Source organism: Streptomyces sp. UNOB3_S3, assembly GCF_020740895.1.
Lineage (GTDB): Bacteria > Actinomycetota > Actinomycetes > Streptomycetales > Streptomycetaceae > Streptomyces.
Genome location: NZ_JAILXP010000021.1, coordinates 1 through 19,606 on the forward strand (window position 1 = coordinate 1; position 19,606 = coordinate 19,606).

13 protein-coding genes are annotated in these 19,606 nt (G+C 69.5%); all 13 read left to right on the forward strand.

Annotation, left to right across the window (positions count from 1 at the left end; all coding sequences use genetic code 11):
* Positions 1–2: 2 nt before the first annotated feature.
* The 13 genes from K6I33_RS04125 (at position 3) to lgt (ending at position 19,559) form a co-directional block, all read left to right on the forward strand.
* Positions 3–572, forward strand: coding sequence for a TIGR02234 family membrane protein (locus K6I33_RS04125; protein WP_229348299.1), 570 nt, complete (start codon positions 3–5; stop codon positions 570–572).
* A 120-nt stretch (positions 573–692) separates the two neighbouring features.
* Positions 693–926 carry an HGxxPAAW family protein gene (locus tag K6I33_RS04130; protein WP_229348300.1) on the forward strand — a complete coding sequence of 78 codons (234 nt, stop codon included), beginning with the start codon at positions 693–695 and terminating at the stop codon, positions 924–926.
* A gap of 106 nt (positions 927–1,032) precedes the next feature.
* Positions 1,033–1,497 carry a DUF2752 domain-containing protein gene (locus K6I33_RS04135; protein WP_374283268.1) on the forward strand — a complete coding sequence of 155 codons (465 nt, stop codon included), beginning with the start codon at positions 1,033–1,035 and terminating at the stop codon, positions 1,495–1,497.
* Positions 1,498–1,832: 335 nt separating this feature from the next.
* Positions 1,833–2,642, forward strand: coding sequence for an indole-3-glycerol phosphate synthase TrpC (gene trpC / locus K6I33_RS04140; protein WP_229348301.1), 810 nt, complete (start codon positions 1,833–1,835; stop codon positions 2,640–2,642).
* 8 nt (positions 2,643–2,650) lie between these two features.
* Positions 2,651–2,911, forward strand: a complete 261-nt coding sequence (gene trpM / locus K6I33_RS04145; protein ID WP_229348302.1) for a tryptophan biosynthesis modulator TrpM — start codon at positions 2,651–2,653, stop codon at positions 2,909–2,911.
* 73 nt (positions 2,912–2,984) lie between these two features.
* The gene (gene trpB / locus K6I33_RS04150; RefSeq protein ID WP_229348303.1) at positions 2,985–4,220 is read left to right on the forward strand and encodes a tryptophan synthase subunit beta; all 1,236 of its coding nucleotides are present in this window, start codon (positions 2,985–2,987) and stop codon (positions 4,218–4,220) included.
* Positions 4,220–5,035, forward strand: a complete 816-nt coding sequence (gene trpA / locus K6I33_RS04155) for a tryptophan synthase subunit alpha (protein WP_229348304.1) — start codon at positions 4,220–4,222, stop codon at positions 5,033–5,035. Before trpB ends, trpA begins: the two co-directional genes overlap by 1 nt.
* Positions 5,036–5,100: 65 nt before the next feature.
* Positions 5,101–5,889 (forward strand): thioredoxin domain-containing protein, encoded by a 789-nt coding sequence (locus K6I33_RS04160; RefSeq protein ID WP_229348305.1) that lies wholly within the window; start codon positions 5,101–5,103, stop codon positions 5,887–5,889.
* Positions 5,890–6,088: 199 nt separating this feature from the next.
* Entirely contained in the window at positions 6,089–16,621 is a 10,533-nt protein-coding gene (locus K6I33_RS04165) for a LamG-like jellyroll fold domain-containing protein (protein ID WP_229348306.1), read from the forward strand.
* A 1-nt stretch (position 16,622) separates the two neighbouring features.
* On the forward strand, positions 16,623–17,120 hold the full coding sequence (locus K6I33_RS04170; protein ID WP_229348307.1) for an SMI1/KNR4 family protein: 498 nt from the start codon (positions 16,623–16,625) through the stop codon (positions 17,118–17,120).
* Positions 17,121–17,523: 403 nt separating this feature from the next.
* Entirely contained in the window at positions 17,524–17,994 is a 471-nt protein-coding gene (locus K6I33_RS04175) for a hypothetical protein (protein WP_229348308.1), read from the forward strand.
* An 8-nt stretch (positions 17,995–18,002) separates the two neighbouring features.
* On the forward strand, positions 18,003–18,509 hold the full coding sequence (locus K6I33_RS04180; RefSeq protein WP_229348309.1) for a hypothetical protein: 507 nt from the start codon (positions 18,003–18,005) through the stop codon (positions 18,507–18,509).
* Positions 18,510–18,599: 90 nt separating this feature from the next.
* Positions 18,600–19,559: a prolipoprotein diacylglyceryl transferase gene (lgt, locus tag K6I33_RS04185; RefSeq protein WP_229348310.1), complete on the forward strand. Its 960-nt coding sequence runs from the start codon at positions 18,600–18,602 to the stop codon at positions 19,557–19,559.
* Positions 19,560–19,606 lie beyond the last annotated feature (47 nt).

Here is a 19,606-nt window from a genome sequence, read left to right on the forward strand (position 1 = left end):
CCCTGACGCTTGGCGCCCTGGGCGCCGCCCTAGTCCTCCTGGCCTCCGGCCGCACCTGGTCCGAGGGCACCGCCGCCGCCGAGCGGGGCATCAGCATGGCCCAGCAGGCCAGCGGCCAGGAGGTCACCGCCCTGCCCGGCGCCCTGGCGGTCGTCGGCCTCGCCGCGCTCGTCGCCGTCTTCGCGGTGCGCGGCGCGGGCCGCCGCCTCGTCGCCGGGCTGCTCGTGATGAGCGGCGCCGGAGTGGTGGGCGCGTCGGTCACCGGCCTGAGCGACACCACCGCCCTGGAGGAGAAGGCCGCCAAGGTCGCGGGCCTGACCCGGGCCTCCATCGAGGGCGTCGGGCACACCGCCTGGCCGTGGGTGGCCGTGGCCGGTGGCGTCCTGCTCCTCCTCGCCGGGCTGCTCGCCCTGCGCTTCGGGCCGCAGTGGCCCGCCATGTCCGGCCGCTACGAGCGTGGCGACGCCCCCGCGCCGCGCCGCGCCAAGGCCCCCGCCGACCCGGACCGGCCCGAGGAGCTGTGGAAGGCCCTCGACCGGGGCGAGGACCCCACCGGCGGCCCCGGGCGGTGACACGCCGTGACACGCCGGGCCGGACGCCAACCCCGGCGCACGGCCGCCCGGCGCGTCGGGGACAATGGCCCCAGCGATCTCCGCGCCCCCGGGCGCGACACAGCAACGAGGAGTCAACTCATGTCGGGTAGCGACCACGGACACACCCCGGCCGCCTGGACCGGTGTCACCATCGCCTTCATCGGCTTCTGCATCTCGGGCGCGTTCGTCGTCATGGCCAAGCCCGTAGGTTTCTGGGCCGGCATGGTCGTGGTGGTCCTCGGCGGCGTCGTCGGCGGGGTCATGCGGATGATGGGCATGGGTCAGGCCCCCAAGAAGCCCCTGCGGACCCAGGCCGCCGAGACCCGGGCCTGATCCGGCCCGTCCCTTTGGCGCCGAGGCGCGGCCCCGGGACCGTACGTAACCCCCGTACGGACGCCCTGAGCTGCGCCTTCGTGCTACCGGGCGGAGACTGCGCGGTGTGACGACGGATCCCGCACGGGACGACGGCGGCCGCGCCGCCGCCCCGCTCGAACCCCCGCTCGAACCTCTGCCGCGCCGCCTCGCCGCGCCGCTCGGCGTCGCCGCCGGGCTGGGCGCGGCCGTCGCCCTGGTGGGCGTCGTGGACCCCAACCGTCCCGGCTCCTATCCCGCCTGCCCGTTCCTGCGCTGGACGGGGCTGTACTGCCCCGGCTGCGGCGGGCTGCGCGGCCTCCACGCGCTGGCCCACGGCGACCTCGGCACGGCGCTCGGGGCGAACGCCCTGGCCGTCGCCGGGTACGCCGCCTTCGCCGCGCTCTGGACGCTGTGGCTGGTCCGGGCGGCCCGTACGGGTGGTGGCATGCCCGTCGGTTTCCGGACGGAACACGTGTGGGCGCTGGCCGGGATCGTGCTGCTGTTCACGGTCGTACGCAATCTGCCGTGCGGTTCGGCGCTCGTGCCGTAGATCCCACCCGTGAACCGTACGTTCGGTGACGGATCCGCCCCACCACCCGGCTTCGACCGGTTCCGATCACCCTCGATCGGCACGGATCGAGGCCGCCCGGTACGGACCAATACTGATCGGTCGCGTACGGTGTGGGTAACGCGAACACCGCGCGCAAGCCCCGCGCCACGGACCGTACGCGCCGGAGGGCCTCCCTCCGGTCGTCCGGTGGGCGGGATGCGCGTCAACCGGATGCGAAACCTTCGCCCTCCGGCAAGTACCATCGCAATTGCCTGATGTGGTGAAGTCGTGCCGCACCAGACCTGACCAGCCGATTCCGGAAGGGGGCCGCTCGCGTGAGTGTGCTCGACGAGATCATCGACGGAGTCCGTGCGGACCTCGCGGAGCGGCAGGCGCGCGTCAGCCTCGACGATCTCAAGGAGCGCGCGGCCAAGGCCCCGCAGGCCAAGGACGGCGCCGCCGCCCTGCGCGGTGAGAACGTCAGCGTGATCTGCGAGGTCAAGCGGTCCAGCCCCTCCAAGGGCGCCCTCGCCGCCATCGCCGACCCGGCCGGCCTCGCCGCGGACTACGAGGCGGGCGGCGCGTCCGTCATCAGCGTCCTCACCGAGCAGCGCCGCTTCGGCGGCTCGCTCGCCGACCTGGAGGCCGTCCGCGCCCGGGTCGACATCCCGATCCTCCGCAAGGACTTCATCGTCACGGCCTACCAGCTGTGGGAGGCCCGCGCCTACGGCGCCGACCTGGCCCTGCTGATCGTCGCCGCGCTGGAGCAGGAGGCCCTCGTCTCCCTCATCGAGCGGGCCGAGTCCATCGGGCTCACCCCGCTGGTCGAGGTGCACGACGAGGAGGAGGTCGAGCGCGCCGTCGACGCCGGCGCCCGCGTCATCGGCGTCAACGCCCGCAACCTCAAGACCCTTGAGGTGGACCGGGGCACCTTCGCCCGGGTGGCCCCCGAGATCCCCGACGGCATCATCAAGATCGCCGAGTCCGGCATCCGCGGCCCGCACGACCTCATCGCCTACGCCAACGACGGCGCCAACGCCGTCCTCGTGGGCGAGTCCCTGGTCACCGGCCGTGACCCCAGGACGGCCGTGGCCGACCTGGTCGCCGCCGGCGCCCACCCCGCCCTGCGGCACGGACGGGGCTGACGAGCACCATGACCACCGGCCGCGCACGCCGTACGGGACCGGGCCGACGCCCGGCCCCCACCGGTGTGCCCGCGGCCGGGCGGCCGGGCCGGGGCGGCCCGGACTCCCCGCAGCACTCCCACTCCTACGCCCGGCTGGCCAGGGGCTGCCGCCCCCGCGGCTGCCGGGCGCCCGCGCGCCGCGTGCGCGGCCGCCGGGTGCGGTACCACATCGGCTGTGAGCCGGGCCAGATCAACGGGATGCGATGGCGTCGCGGCGTACAGCCGTAACCTTCCGTCATCACCGGGCAGGGCGCCCATAAGCCCTGTACCCGGAACTTCCGCACATCCCAGGAGTGCTCATATGTCCTCCGGCTTCTTCGTACCCGACCCCGAGGGCCAGGTGCCGAACGCGTCCGGCTACTTCGGCGCCTTCGGCGGCAAGTTCATCCCCGAGGCCCTCGTCGCCGCCGTCGACCAGGTCGCCGCCGAGTACGACAAGGCCAAGGCCGATCCGGCCTTCGCCGCCGAACTCGACGACCTGATGGTCAACTACGCGGGCCGCCCCAGCCCGCTCACCGAGGTGCCGCGCTTCGCCGAACACGCGGGCGGCGCCCGGGTCTTCGTCAAGCGCGAGGACCTCAACCACACCGGCTCCCACAAGATCAACAACGTGCTGGGCCAGGCGCTGCTCACCAAGCGCATGGGCAAGACGAGGGTCATCGCCGAAACGGGCGCCGGCCAGCACGGCGTGGCGACGGCCACCGCCTGCGCCCTCTTCGGCCTGGAGTGCACCATCTACATGGGCGAGGTCGACACCCAGCGGCAGGCGCTCAACGTCGCCCGGATGCGGATGCTCGGCGCCGAGGTCATCTCGGTGAAGTCCGGCAGCCGCACGCTGAAGGACGCCATCAACGAGGCCTTCCGCGACTGGGTCGCCAACGTCGACCACACCCACTACCTCTTCGGCACGGTCGCCGGTCCCCACCCCTTCCCGGCGCTGGTCCGCGACTTCCACCGCGTCATCGGCGTCGAGGCCCGCCGCCAGATCCTCGAACGCGCCGGCCGGCTCCCCGACGCCGCCGTCGCGTGCGTGGGCGGCGGCTCCAACGCCATCGGCCTCTTCCACGCCTTCCTCCCCGACGAGGGCGTCCGCCTCATCGGCTGCGAACCCGGCGGCCACGGCGTGGAGACCGGCGAGCACGCGGCCACCCTCACCGAGGGCACCCCCGGCATCCTTCACGGCTCGCGCTCCTACGTCCTCCAGGACGAGGACGGCCAGATCACCGAGCCCTACTCGATCTCGGCGGGCCTCGACTACCCCGGCATCGGCCCCGAGCACTCCTACCTCAAGGACATCGGCCGCGCCGAGTACCGGGCCGTCACCGACGCCCAGGCCATGGAGGCGCTGCGGCTGCTCTCCCGCACCGAGGGCATCATCCCGGCCATCGAGAGCGCCCACGCGCTCGCGGGCGCGCTGGAGATCGGCCGCGAACTGGGCGAGGACGGCCTGATCCTGGTGAACCTCTCCGGGCGGGGCGACAAGGACATGGACACCGCGGCCCGCTACTTCGGGCTGTACGACGAGGGGGCCAAGTGATGGCGGGCAACATCGAACTCCTGAACTCGGTCCTGGCCGCGGCCAAATCCGAGAACCGCGCCGCGCTGGTGGGGTATCTGCCGGCGGGCTTCCCCACCGTCCAGGACGGCGTCCGGGCCGTCACCGCGATGCTCGACGGCGGCTGCGACATCGTCGAGGTCGGACTGCCGCACAGCGACCCCGTCCTCGACGGCCCGGTCATCCAGACCGCCGACGACATCGCCCTGCGCGGCGGCATCAAGATCGTCGACGTGATCCGCACGGTCAAGGAGGCGCACGAGATCACGGGCGCCCCGGTCCTCGTCATGACCTACTGGAACCCGGTCGACGCCTACGGCGTGGAGCGCTTCGCCGCCGACCTGGCCGCCGCCGGGGGAGCGGGCTGCATCCTGCCGGACCTCCCGGTCGAGGAGTCCGAGACCTGGCGCAAGGCCGCCGAACAGCACGGCCTGGCCACGGTGTTCGTCGTCGCCCCGAGCAGCCGTGACGACCGCCTCGCCAAGATCACGGCGGCGGGCAGCGGCTTCGTCTACGCCGCCTCGCTGATGGGCGTCACGGGCACCCGGGAGTCGGTCGGCCGCGAGGCCCAGGACCTGGTGCGCCGCACCCGTGCCGTCACCGAACTGCCGGTCTGCGTCGGCCTCGGCGTCTCCAACGCCGCGCAGGCCGAGGAGGTCGCCCAGTTCGCCGACGGCGTCATCGTCGGCTCGGCGTTCGTCAAGCGCCTGCTGGACGCGCCGGACCTGGAGTCCGGCATCGCGGCGGTCCGCTCCCTGGCGGGTGAGCTGGCGGAGGGCGTCCGCAAGCGCGCGTAACTCGTTTGAAGGAAACGGCGACCGGGGGCGCGTATGACCGCGCCCCCGGTTCGTTGTAAGGGGATGTGAGCCAGAAGAACAGCGACGGTAAGCGCAGCGCCCGTGAGCGGCTGCAGGAACAGCGCCGGAAGGACGAGTCCCGCGCCAAGCGCAAGCGGACCCTGATCGCGGCCGTCGTGGTGGTCGCCGTCCTGGGCGCCGGCGCCGGCATCGCGGCGCTGGTGGCCAACTCCGGTGGCGGCAAGGACAACAAGCGCAAGACATCCGGCCCCGTCGTCGCACCCCAGGGCGCCATCGGCAAGGACAGCCTCGCCATCCCCGTCGGCAATCAGGCGGCCAAGGCCAACCTGGTCGTCTTCGAGGACTTCCGCTGCCCCGGCTGCGGCCAGTTCGAGAACAGCTTCCGCGACACGGTCCACGACCTGGAGGGCAAGGGCCAGCTCAAGGCCGAGTACACCCTGGTCACGCTGATCGACAAGAACCTCGGCGGCTCGGGCTCCCTGAACTCCGCCAACGCGGCGGCCTGCGCCCAGGACGCCGGGAAGTTCCTCGCCTACCACGACGAGCTCTACAAGAACCAGCCGCCGGAGACGGACGACGCCTACGGCAAGAAGGCCAAGCTGCTGGAGATCGCGGGCAAGGTGGAGGGCCTGAACACCGCCTCCTTCCAGAAGTGCGTCGAGGAGGGCCCCCACAACAGCTGGGTCCAGAAGTCCCAGGACGCCTTCAGCAAGTCGGGCCACCGCGGCACCCCCACGGTCATCCTCAACGGCAAGAGCCTGTACGACGACCCGACGCATCCCCTGACGCCGCAGAAGCTGCGGGAGCTGGTGGCGGAGGCACAGAAGGGGTAGCGGCGGTTTATGAGGGGCTGTCCTCGAATAGGCGGAATACAAGACTCCGGATCGGTAATGGAATTGCAAATTCCGATCACCGACTGAGCGTTATGCCCCCTTTGGGGTTGAGTGAAGATCGTCTAAGTAGTAGACATGGGCGATTTTTGTTCACTCCATAGGGAAAGTCGTGCGTTTTACGCGTCACATAGCCTTTGCCATGGCCTTCGCCATGGCTCTGCTGTGCGGGACCGAGCAGGTCGCGCTAGCAGTCGATCAATGGAATCGAAGTTCACCGGACAGCCCCGGCGCTCCTGGCCAGCGCTGGGGTTCGGCTGCGGGCCGCAGCCACAGGGCGACCGGCGGCACTACGGAAGCGGCGGCCAAGGGCGGTCGTCCCGGGGCGCTCGAGGCCCCCGGTCAGCTTCCGCCGGAGCGCAAGCTGACCGAGCGTGAGCTCGCCGGCAAGCCCCAGCAGCCCACGATGGGCAAGGCGGAGCAGGTTAAATCGCCGGACACCCCGGCCCCCCAGGGCTTCTCGGAGAAGACGAGCAAGGAGCTGCCCGCCGGACGCCAGGAGCGTCGGCGCACCTTCCTCAACGAGGACGGCACCTACACCACTCGCTATTACAACGAGCCCGTCAACTTCAAGGACCGCGACGGCTCCTGGAAGCCGATCGACTCCACACTTGTCCGCTCCAACCGTAGCCTCCGGGCGGCGAGCACGGCCGGTCCGCTGTGGGAGACCCGCTCGACCGCGGTCGCCATCACCTTCGCGTCCACGGCCGATGCGAACCCCGTGATGAGCATGAAGCTGAGCGACGGACCGTCGCTGGGCTACAGCCTTTCGGGTACCGCTTCCACAGCGGGCAAGGTCAACGGCAGTGTCATCACTTATCCGGACGTACGGCAGGCCGCAGACCTGCAGTACATAGCGGGCAGTGACTCCGTGAAGGAGACCCTTGTCCTCAAGAGCAAGGACGCGCCCACCGAGTGGCGCTTCCCGCTCCTGACGGACGGTCTGACCGCCAAGCTCGACGACCAGGGCGGAGTGGTGTTCGCCGACAAGGACGCCCGCGTCCGCGCCCGGATGCCGGCGGGCTGGATGGAGGACTCGCACCTGGCGGAGAACGCCAACCAGGGCGAGATCTCCTCGGGTGTCCGCTACGCCTTGGACGCGGAGAACGGCCGCCAGGTGCTGGTGGTCTCGCTCGACAAGGACTGGCTGGGCGCTCCGGAGCGGGTGTACCCGGTGAAGGTGGACCCGTCGGTAAAGGGCGTCACCTCGACGTCCGGCACATACGTACAGTCCCCCTACACCCAGGACTTCTCGAGCGACACCATTCTCAAGGCGGGTACCTATGACGGCGGCACGCACAAGGCCGCATCGTTCCTGCGCTTCGACGGTGTCGAGAGCTCGCTGAAGAACGCCTGGGTGCTGGACGCGAAGCTCCAGCTCTACAACACCTGGTCGTACTCCTGCGACGCGCGGCCGGTGACTGTCCACGCCATCACGTCGGACTGGTCCGAGTCTTCGACCAAGTCGTACCCCGGTCCCGACACGGGCCCGTCGCTGGTGTCCAAGAGTTTCGCTCACGGCTGGCGACCGCCCGACACCGAGTCGTGGTCATGCGGTGCGGCTTGGGAAGGCATCAGCCTCGGTTCGGCCGGACGTGAGCTTGTCGACGATTGGACTCACGGACGCAAGAAGAACTATGGCCTCGCCGTCAAGGCGTCGGATTCGGACAGCAAGAGCTGGAAGCAGTTCGGCTCCGACGACTACCCGAACGGCAGCCCCAGGCTGGACATCACCTGGACCAAGTACGGCGCCACCTACAAGCTGGGGAACTTCACCGCCCCGGTGACCGCGACCTCCCAGGGCTCCATGCAGGTCACCGTGACCAACCAAGGCCAGGAGACCTGGACCAAGGGCGGCAACATCCAGCTGCGCTACAACCTCCTCGATGCCTCCGGAAAGGAGATCAACGACACGACGCACATCGCGTGGACGCCCATGCCACGTGACGTCGCCCCGGGGCAGAGCGTCACACTCGACGCGAAGATCGCCCCACTGGCTCCCGCCGAGTACACACTGCAGTGGACCATGGACGTACTCGACGGTCCGCGTTTCACCAGCGAAGGCGTGCCGGGGCCGGCCGTGAAATTCTCGGCCGTGAACCTTCCGCCTCAGCTGACCGCGGAATCGCCGGCCAGCGGTGCGGTGCTGAACTCCCTGACCCCGACCCTGTGGGCAGCGGGCAAGGATGCCGACCGATCTCCGAGCGGGGCGCTGCAGTACAACTTCGAGATCTGCGAGGTCGAAGGGAAGGACGCCAGGAAGAACTGCCGTAGCGGTCCGCGAAGCACCGCCCAGCAGTGGGCGGTGCCGAGCGGTTGGTTGTCCTGGAGCAAGAACTACGCCTGGTACGCGTACGTCTTCGACGGCAAGGACACCTCCGCGCGGCAGAACCCCGCGTTCTTCTCCACGCAGGTACCGCAGCCGGCTGAGACCGGTCATCTCGGTGGTGACAGCGGACGCGAGTTCGGCGTGCGGTCGGGTAACTACTCGACCAGGGCGGCCGACGCGGTCGTCCAGACCGTAGGCCCGGAGCTGGCCGTCACCCGCACGTACAACTCGCTCGAGCCGCGGACGGACAATGTCTTCGGCGCGGGCTGGTCGACGCGTTGGGACATGCGAGCTGTCGCCGAGAGCAGTGGCAACGTCGTTGTCACCTTGGCCAGTGGCACGCGGATGCGATTCGGCCGGAACACCGACGGCAGCTATGCGGCGCCGCCGGGCAGCCCGACCACCCTCAGCGCCGTCACCGGCGGCTGGGTGCTGCGGGACAAGTCGGCCAGCACGTATTCCTTCGACTCCACCGGCCGGCTCACGAAGATCGCCGACGGCTCGGGCCGGGAGCAGCGGCTCACGTACACCGACGGCAAGCTGACCGAGGCCCGCGACGTGCTGTCCGGGCGGTCGCTCGTCTTCACCTGGAGTGGCGGCAAGGTCGCCACGGCCACCGCCAAGGGCACCGGCCCCGGGGCCGACGGCCTGACGTGGGTGTACACCTACACCGGTGACCGCCTCACCAAGGTCTGCCCGCCGGGTACCACCGACAAGTGCACGGTCTACGAGTACGGCGACGGCTCGCTCTACCGCAGCATGGTGCTCGACCAGAATCCCGTCTCCTACTGGCGGCTGGGAGAGACCCAAGGCGCGATCGCCGCGAGCGAGGCTCCTTCCCGCACCGGCCTCAACCAGGCCCTCTACCGGGACGTGAAGCTGGGCTCCGCCGGAGTCGTGGCGGGCACGAGTGACAAGGCCGCCGCCTTCGACGGCACCAACTCCTACGTGGAGCTGCCCGAGGACACCATCCGGACCTCGACCTCCCTGACGACCGAGCTGTGGTTCAAGACAACCAAGCCCGGTGTCCTGGTCGGCTTCCAGGACGGCCGCCTGGCCGACGGCGAGCCCAACGACTGGACTCCCGCCCTTTCGGTCAACAGCTCGGGCAAGCTGGTCGGTCAGTACTGGACCGGCCGGGTGCAGCCCATCGTCAGCACGGGCACCGTCACCGACGACGCCTGGCACCACGCCGCGCTGACGGCCGCCGGGACGATGCAGTCGCTGTACCTCGACGGTGCGCTGGTCGGCACACTGACCGGAGCGATCGACCACCGCAAGCAGTCGTTCACCTACCTGGGCGCCGGATACTCCAGCACCGGCTGGGACGGCCTGCCCTACGGCGTGCGCCGCTTCACCGGCCTCATGGACGAGGTGGCCGTCTATCACCAGTCCCTGGACGCGACCACCGTGGCCGAGCACTTCCGTGCCCGTGCCGCCTCGGGCCGACTGACCAAGGTCACCCTCCCGTCCGGCCGCGTCCACGCGCAGGTCGCCTACGACTCCGGCACAGGCCGGGTCACGGAGACCACGGACGACAAGGGCGGCACCTGGAAGATCTCCGCACCCGTCTACTCCGCGGGCTCGGCCGCGTACGCCGATACGGTCCGTACATCCGGCCCCGTCGAGTACTGGCGGCTGGGCGACCGCAGCGGTTCCACCGCTGCCAACGAGATCAACGGTGGGGCCGACGGCGCCTACCGCGACGGCGTGACGCTCGGCGCGGTCGGTGCCTTCTCCGACGGCGACGACGGTTCGGCGACGCTCGACGGTTCAACGGGTGCCCTTGAGGTGCCCACGGACCCGCTGAAGGGAGCCAACGCGCTCTCCTTCGAACTGTGGTTCCGCACGGGCAAGCAGGGCGTCCTGCTCGGTCTGCAGAACGCCGAGCTCGGCAAGCAGCCGACCGACTGGAACCCCAGCCTGCTGGTCGACCCGGACGGCAAGCTTCGCGGGCAGGTGTGGCACGGCGGCTCCTGGCAGCCGATCATTTCCGGCAAGAAGGTCACCGACAACGAGTGGCACCACACGGTCCTGACCGGTGGCGCCAGCGGGCAGACGCTCTACCTCGACGGCGCGAAGGTCGGATCCCTGTCCGGCGCCGCCAAGCCCGAGACGCTGGACCACGCCTACCTCGGCGCGGGCTACTCCAGTGAGGGCTGGGACGGCCAGAGCGCCGGCACCCGCTACCTCACCGGCCAGCTCGACGAGGTGGCCTTCTACACGAAGGAGCTCACGGAAGGTACGGTCGCCGAGCACTACCGTTCCCGCAGCGGCCTGGTCTCCGGCGACGGCGCCCACTACCGGGGCACGGTCACCGCTGACGCCCCGTCCGGTTACTGGCGTCTCGACGAGACCAGTGGCGACAAGGCCCACAGCAAGACCGCGGTGTACGCCGGAGACGGCACGTACACCAAGGCCAAGCTCGGCGCGACCGGTGCCTTCGGGCCCGGCGACGACGGCGCGGTGACGCTGGCCGGTGACGGCTCGGTCGAGCTGCCGTACGGCGTCATGGGCAACACACCCGCGATGTCGGCGGAGCTCTGGTTCCGTACGAGCAAGCCGAGCGGCGTGCTGCTCGGTCTGCAGAACGCCGAGCTCGGCAAGGTGCCGACCGACTGGAACCCGAGCCTGCTCATCGATGCCGACGGCAAGCTGAGGGGACAGCTGTGGCACGGGGGTTCGGGCAAGCCGATCACCTCGGGGACGGCGGTCACCGACAACCAGTGGCACCACGTGGTCATCACCGGTGGCAGCAGCAGTCAGTCGCTCTACCTCGACGGTACGAAGGTCGGCGGCCTGGCCGAGCCGTCCAAGCCCGAGACGATGGCCCACACCTACCTGGGCGGTGGCTACTCGAGCGAGAGCTGGGACGGAAAGACCCCCGGAACCCGCTACTTCACCGGTGACCTCGACGAGGCGGCCTTCTACCCGAAGGAGCTCACCGAGGACCAGGTGGCCGAGCACTACCAGGCCATGCGCAACTCCGGCATGTCCTCGCTCACCTCGTCCATCAGCGTGACGGATCCGGCGGGCTACACCGGCATCACGACCTATGACGCGTTGCGTGGCCAGCGTCCGATCACCGCGACGGACGCGGAGGGCGGGCGTACCACGTACGCCTACGACACCGGAGGCTTCCTGCACACGGTGACGGACCCCAACGGGCACATCACCGTCACGGGTCACGACGCCCGCGGCAACACGGTCTCCAAGACCACCTGCCGTGACGCCAACTCCTGCTGGACGTCGTTCACCGACTATTACCTCAACAGCAGCGACCCGCTCGATCCGCGCAACGACAAGCCGACGGCGACCCGCGACGCCCGCTCCACGAGCGCTCGTGACGACCGTTACCGCACGTCGATGACGTATACGGCGCTCGGCCTGCCGGACACGACGGTGCTGGCCGACGGGCGCAAGTCCCTGACGGCGTACACCACCGGGCAGGAAGTCGCTGTCGGTGGCGGGACCGTTCCCGCTGGGCTCGTCCGTACGATCACCGCCCCGGGCGGCGCCGTCACGGAGTACGGCTACACCGCGCAGGGTGATCTCGCCCAGTCCACAGCCCCCTCGGGGCTGGTGACCCGCTATGCCTACGACGGCATCGGCCGGAAGATCTCCGAGACCCAGGTCTCCGATACCCAGCCGAACGGCGTGACCACCACCTTCGCCTACGACGCCATGTCCCGGATCGTCTCCGAGACCGGCGCCGCGGTGAAGAACGAGATCACGGGCGCGACCCACACGGCGAAGATCACGCGAGCCTTCGACCCCGACGGCACGCTGCTCACCGAATCCACGGAGGACACGACAGGCGGCGACGCCCAGCGCACCATCACCCACCACTACGACGAGCACGGCCTCGAGGACAAGACGACCGACGCGGAAGGCAACGAGACAGTCGTCGCCTACGACGCGCTCGGCCGCAGGTCCCGTACGACCGACGCCATCGGGACCACGTACGAGTTCCGCTACACGGTCGCCGGCCGTCCCTCGGAAACGGTGCTGAAGTCCTGGAAGGGCGATCCCTCCGGCGAGGTCAAGGACCTGGTCGTGGTCTCCAACGCCTACGACCCGGCGGGCCGCCTGGCCTCGTCGACCGACGCGATGGGGGCGACCACCGCCTACACCTACTTCGACGACGGAAAGCTCGCGTCGAAGACCGCCAAGCGCGTCGCCCAGGCCGACGGCAGCAAGCACGACGTCGTGCTCGAGGCCAACGCCTACGACGGCGCCGGCAACCTCGTCCAGCGGACCGGCCCCGGAGGCACCGCCACCGTCACCAACGAGGTGGACGCCACCGGCCGCGTCAAGCGCAGCGTGCTCGACCCCAACGGTCTCAATCGCTGGACCGAGTTCACCTACGACGACGCCGACAGGCCGCTCGAGCAGAAGACCGCGCTGAACACGCAGCGCTTCACCTACGACAAGGCGGGCAACAAGCTCACCCAGACCGTCGTCGACGGCGACCGCTCGCGTACGGCGAAGTTCGCCTACGACCAGCGGGGCCTGGCCGTCGCGGCGACGACCCCGCGTGGCAACGAGACCGGCGCCGACGCGGCGGCCTTCACCACCACCAACCGCTACGACGCCCTCGGCCGCCTCGTGGAGCAGACCGCCCCGCAGGTCCAGGCCGAGCAGCCGGGCCAGCAGCCCCAGGCCGTCAAGCCGACCACACTCAGGGGGTACAACACCTTCGGCGAGGCCACAGAGTCTCGTGCCGCCAACGGGTCGGTCACCCGTACCACGGTCGACAAGCTCGGCCGGTCCACCGCCGTCACTTTGCCCGACTACACCCCGCCGGGCGGGGAGAAGATCACCGCCGTCTCCCGGGTCGCCTACGACGCCCTGGGCCGCCGGACGGCCACCACCGACCCGCTGGGCCGGACGATCAGCTACGCCTACGACCAGCTGGGCCACCTGATCCGGCAGTCGCTTCCGGCGACCAGCCTGCTCAACGCCAACCTCGGCGGCGACGGCAACTCTCTGCAGCAGCCGTCGACGCTCGACGACAAGGCGAATCGTTTCACCTGGACGCCCTCGGGCCTCCAGCTCTCCGCCACCGGCCCCACCGGCGCGCGGACCGAGGCGACGTACGACGAGCTCGGCCGGCAGCTGACGGCGACGACCGTCGAGCGCTACCCGACGCCGCAGAACCTGACCACGCGCTACGCCTGGGACGACGCGGGTCGCCAGACCTCGTCCACCAGCCCGGGGGGCCGGGTCACGACCGCCACGTACGACGCGGCGGGCGAGGTGCTGACGGCCACGATGCCGGGCGGCGGGACGACGAAGCTGGGGTACGACGCGCTGGGTCGCCAGACCGAGACCGTGGATGCCACGGGCCGGAAGAGCGTCACGCGCTACGACGGCTTCGGCAGCGTGATCGGTACCGCCGACTACGGCACCGGTGCGACCGTCCTGCGGTCCACCGCTGTGGAGTACGACGCGGAAGGCCACCGCACGTCCGTCACTTCGGCGACCGGCGCGAAGGCGACCTTCACATACGACGCCATGGGCCGGATGGCGCAGCAGGTCGAGCCTGTCGCGGACGGCAAGTCGATCGCCACTTCGTTCGGTTACGACGTGGCGGGCAACCGCACGCGCTTGACGGACGGCCGTGGCAATGTCACTGCCTACTCCTTCACGCCGTGGGGCCTGCCCGAGTCCACCATCGAGCCCACGACCGCGGCTCAGCCGAAGCCGGCCGACCGCACGTGGACCAAGGTCTACGACGCGGCCGGCCAGAACGTGGCCGAGCTGATGCCGGGCGGCGTGGAGCGCCACAGCACCTTCGACGTCTACGGTCGCCTGACCAAGGAGACGGGCACGGGTGCCGAGGCCGAGACGATCGACCGGACCCTGGAGCACGACCTCGCCGGTCGCCTCACGAAGGCCGGATCCGGTGACGTCCTCAACCCGAACATCTACACCTACAACGATCGCGGTCAGCTGCTCGGCACCGACGGTCCAGGAGGCAAGTCCACCTACACCTATGACGCCGACGGCGCCATGACGTCCCGGACGGACAAGTCCGGCACGACGACCTACGGCTACGACGTCGCGGGCCGGGTCAACCTGACCGAGGACGCCGTGACCGGCGGCCAGACCCGGACGGCCTATGACCTGGCCGGCCGTGTCCAGCAGGAGCAGTACGCCACGAAGCCGACCGGCGCGACCGGCTGGCAGAACGGCGGCAAGCGCGACTACACCTACGATCCGCTCGGCCGCCTGACCGACTCCAAGGTCACGGGTGCGGACGGCACGACTCAGGTCATGTCGACCGCGTACGAGTACGACTTCGACAACCGTCTGACCGCGAAGACCACCAGCGGCGTCGCCGGTGCCGGAAAGGAAACATACGCCTATGACAAATCCGGCCGCCTGACCTCCTGGACGGGCGACGGCAAGACCACGACCTACGCGTGGGACGACGCGGGCAACCGAGTCAAGGCCGGTGACATCGCCGCCACCTTCGACGAGGCCAACCGCCAGCTGACGGACGGCGCCGCCCGCTACGGCTACACGCCGCGAGGCACGCTTTCGTCGGTCGACACGGGCAGCGGCAAGCGCTCGCTGACCCATGACGCCTTCGAGCGTCGTATCGCGGACGGCGACACCAGGTTCACGTACGACTCGCTCGACCGGGTGAGCCGGAACGGTGACACCGTTTTCACGTACGACGGCGGCTCCAACAACCTGGTCTCGGACGGTTCGAATACGTACAGCCGGACCCCCGGCGGTGCACTGCTCGGCAGCAAGGACGGCACGACCGCGCAGCGGTCGGTGACCGACCGGCACACGGACGTGGTGGCCGGACTGTCGCCCGACGGCACGAAGGTCGTGGGCTCCACGGCCTACGACCCGTTCGGCACGGTGCGCACCAAGGCGGGCGCCCGCTCGTCCCTCGGCTACCAGTCCGGCTGGACGGACCCGTCAACCGGCGACGTCAACATGGCGGCGCGCTGGTACCAGCCCGGCACGGGGCGCTTCGCGGCCCGTGACACGTGGCAGCTGGACCCGAGCCCGTCGGCCCAGGCGAACCGCTATCTCTACGGCAAGGGTTCGCCGCTGAACGGCATCGACCCGTCGGGTCACTGGGACTGGGACGACATTATCGACATCACGTGGGACGTCGTCAGGAAAAACCCAGAGGGTGCGGCCTGGGACGTCTTCTGGGGCATCAGCGAGCCCACAGAGCTCGGCGACGACAGCTGCACCGGTAACCCGGGCCTGTGCTACAGCCAGCGTGAGCGTCTGACGGATTACGAAATGTATGGCCCGGGCGACTTCGGGTACAGGAGGCCAACCCTTCGCATCGACGATTACTACGAGGACGAAGACGAAGGTGACTACTACTACGAGAACGACGACTCCGGCGATTACGACTCCGGCGACGACGGCTGGTACAGCCGGCCCCGTGGCGGAGGTCGTGGCGGAGGCGGCGGAGGCCGCGGCGGTGGTGGCGGTGGCCGCTACTTCCCCAAGCCGCCGAAGCCGCCCATCATCCAGAATCCCAATCGCGGTAACCACCCCATCTCCGCTCCGTCGCTCCTCGGTCCGGTCGTCAGCGCCGTAGGGACGACCATCACGGCGGCCACGGCTACCGCGACGACTGTTCTGACGGTCTCGGCGCAGGCGCTCGTCGACCTCGCCGCGATCGCGCTGTTCACGCCGGACGCACCCCATAATGCGAGTCCTCACAGGGCGCCGGTGGACAACACCGGTATGGACGAGCTGGAGTTGATGTTCCCCGACGAGGACATCGAGCATGATCTGGGCAAGGGAGGGTCCGGAGCCAGTGGCATGAGGAAGAACACCAAGGAGCCTTGTTCGTTGGACTTCCCTTCGGATAATCCGGCGTTCTACTACGCCCCTATGACCCGATTCGGCCCGGGCCCCGGCGACTGCCGCGCTACTGGCGCCGTGGCGACCATCAACGAGTACGACCTGCGGCCCTACCGAGAGGACCCGATGTGGGACCCGGCAGGCTTTGACCATTTGCCGGCGGACAATCGGGCCAGGCTCCACGTCATCGGTAATCAAATGGGAGGTGCTCGGGATACGCTGCGCAACTTCGTCGCCGGATATCAGAAGTACACGAACTCCCCGGATATGCTTGCTCTGGAGAACGACGTGACCAAGGCGGCCCATAGCCAAACCGTCATCTATGGTGTGCTGCCTGTCTACGGGGGGCCGGACCCGGCTATTCCTACCGAGATTAAGATGCATGCGGTGGGCACGAGCGGGTATGGTCTCGACTGCACTGTCTACAACAGGCCTAAAGGTGGCTACACCTGCTCTGAAAGGACTTCGGGTGGTCGTCTCTCGAGGATTCGCTAGCTTGCTGGGCAGCCCTCAGGTTAATGGTGATGTTGATCGGGACTGGGAGGAATTTGAGTCGTCGGTGGGCTTGTCCTTGCCCGAGGACTACAAGAATTTCATCTCGGCATACGGGCCCTGCTCCCTCAATGACAACCTTCTCCTGTTCCACCCGAGAGGTGAGACGGGAGGCCGGGGGCTCAACCTCGGTAAGTTCCTGGAAGACGTCTCCGACACCTATGAATGCCTGAATGAGGAAGATCCGGATGAGTACCCGTATCCGGTCCATCCGGCCGAGGGAGGATTTTTCCCTATCGGAAGGACGAGTTCAGGTAATCACCTCTTCCTGCGGCCCCCAGCACGCGGTGAGCAGCCGTGGGGTGTCGTGGTCCACATGGGGGACTGGGCATTCCTTGACATGTCTTTCACAGAGTTCCTCTATCTGGGTCTGAGCGGAGAGTTGTTCATTCCGCTGTTTGAAGGGGAGCCGACGTATGAGGTCGTAGGTTCTGTCGTTTGACAGCTGAAACCTCGATGGTCGGGTCGGACTAATAGTCCATGACTCAACAACGGCAGCCCGCCCCGGTTCGGGGGCGGGCTGCCGTGCGTTTTCGGGGGGCGTCAACCGTAGGCGCACCCCCATCGCCGTAGCCATTGCCGCCGCGCCCGCGCGGTCGCCGGCCGCTAGGGCCTCGGCTCGCTTGCGCTTGATGTTCCAGCATTCTCCGCGGCGCGGATGCCGGGGAAAGGCAGGACAACCCTGTCTCAGCGCTTTGCTAGCTAGTTACGGCGCCAACCTCCGTCGGCCGAGTCGGTTGGCCTCGGCCACTTTGGCTCGGAGTCCGTCGTTCGTTGCCACCGGGTTACCTTCGCTTCATAGCGGTGGCGATGCTCACCCGGGCCCTGAAGCTGGCGGACTCCATGTGACCCGAAGACCGTCCGAGAAGAACACCCCTCCCCAGTACCCCGAAGGCCGGCGCACCGGGCCCGCGTGGCGGGAGACGGATGGGCGGGCCGCCCGTAGGCGCCGGGTGCTCGGTGGGGTCGGGGTCGTCCTGGCCGTCGCCGTGGGGGCCGTGGTCGTGGTCGATCCCGGTGGTGTCCGGTCCCGGATACCCGGTGGGTGGGGCAAGAAGAAGGACACGGCGGCGGCCGCCTCCGCGACTCTCGACCACCCCTTCGCCGGGTCGCCGGCTGAGCAGTACGCCGACGGCGCGGCGGGGATCGTCATGCCCGAGGCGGCGGCCGTGGGGGAGTCGTCCAAGGAACAGGTCGCCTCGGCGCTGAAGCTGACCAAGGACTTTCTCGTCGACGCCAACCTCGACCCCGCGACCCTGCGCGGCGAGCGTCCCGCCGCCGCGCTGGAGTTGATCGAGCCGGGCAGGAGAAGCTGATCGCCAAGGTGAAGGCCGGGCTCGACAAGCCCGGCAAGGAGAACGACCCGCTCACCCTCTTCAGCCGCTTCGACCCGAACGAGGTCCGCGTGGTCGGCGGCACCGTCAAGACGCGGGGCCGGATGACCTTCGCCGAGCGCAAGGCGGGCGTCGTCGCCGTGCACGCCGACTACACCTTCGTCTACCCGCTGACGAAGAAGGACAAGGGCTCCCGGCAGGTCGCGCGCACCGTCGTGCGCCGGATCATGGACACCGAGGTCTTCGACCCCGCCCGCTTCCGGGTGGTGCCCGGCAAGCTGTCCGTCCGCCATCACGTGGTGGACATCGGCAACACCACCTGCGACGCCGATGACGGGTTCATCCATCCGGCGTTCCCCAAGCTCAGGCGCCATCACGGGAAGCAGGACGAGACGGACCGGTCCGGGCCCGTCGTCGACCCGTACGACCGCGACCGTGATCTGGGCGAGCGCGACGGGACCCGTCACGACGAGTGCGGAACGGTCACCCGGACGTGAACCGCCCGTGAATCCACCCCGGTGTTACGCAGACGTAGCCCCGGGTGGGGTGACACCTGTGCGTTCCGGCAAGGTAGCGTCGTAGCTGCCATGAATCTCGCATACATCCCCAGCCCCTCGACCGGTGTCGTCCACCTCGGACCGATCCCGCTGCGCGGCTATGCCTTCTGCATCATCATCGGCGTCTTCGTCGCTGTCTGGCTCGGCAACAAGCGCTGGATCGCACGCGGCGGCCGGGCCGGGACGATCGCCGACATCGCCGTGTGGGCGGTGCCCTTCGGGCTCGTCGGCGGGCGGCTGTATCACGTGATCACGGACTATGAGCTGTACTTCGGCCCGGGCAAGGACTGGGTCGGCGCCTTCAAGATCTGGGAGGGCGGCCTCGGTATCTGGGGCGCCATCGCCCTCGGTGCCGTCGGCGCCTGGATCGGCTGCCGCCGGCGCGGGATCCCGCTGCCGGCGTACGCGGACGCCATCGCGCCCGGCATCGCCGTGGCGCAGGCGATCGGCCGCTGGGGCAACTGGTTCAACCAGGAGCTCTACGGCCGGCCGACCGATCTGCCCTGGGCGCTGAAGATCGACCCGGACCCGGCGATCGGGCGGGTCGGCGGCACGTACCACCCGACGTTCCTGTACGAGTCGCTGTGGTGCCTCGGCGTCGCGGCGCTCGTGATCTGGGCGGACCGGAGGTTCAAGCTGGGCCACGGGCGGGCGTTCGCGGTCTACGTGGCCGCGTACACCGTCGGCCGGTTCTGGACCGAGTACCTGCGCGTCGACACCGCCCACCACGTCCTGGGCCTGCGGCTCAACGGCTGGACCGCCATCCTGGTCTTCCTCGCCGCCGTCGCCTACTTCGTGATCTCCTCGAAGCGGGTCCCCGGGCGGGAGCTCGTCGTGGAGCCCGGTGCGGTCGAGGACGCCACGGCCGGGGACGCCACGGCCGAGAAGGGCGAGGCCGAGGAGGGTGAGGCCACGAAGGTCGGCCTCACCAAGCCCGCCGCCGAGGCGAAGCCCGCGCCCGGTCCCGCGCCCGGCGACGCGAAGCGCTGACACCCACGCGCGTCACCTCAGCCCCCCGCAGCTTCGGCCGCGGGGGG

Coding starts and splice junctions, on each gene's coding strand:
- trpA (WP_229348304.1), top strand. CDS start 4,220: ATGGCGGGCAACATCGAACTCCTGAACTCGGTCCTGGCCGCGGCCAAA.
- trpM (WP_229348302.1), top strand. CDS start 2,651: ATGACCACCGGCCGCGCACGCCGTACGGGACCGGGCCGACGCCCGGCC.
- K6I33_RS04165 (WP_229348306.1), top strand. CDS start 6,089: ATGGCCTTCGCCATGGCTCTGCTGTGCGGGACCGAGCAGGTCGCGCTA.
- trpB (WP_229348303.1), top strand. CDS start 2,985: ATGTCCTCCGGCTTCTTCGTACCCGACCCCGAGGGCCAGGTGCCGAAC.
- K6I33_RS04130 (WP_229348300.1), top strand. CDS start 693: ATGTCGGGTAGCGACCACGGACACACCCCGGCCGCCTGGACCGGTGTC.
- lgt (WP_229348310.1), top strand. CDS start 18,600: ATGAATCTCGCATACATCCCCAGCCCCTCGACCGGTGTCGTCCACCTC.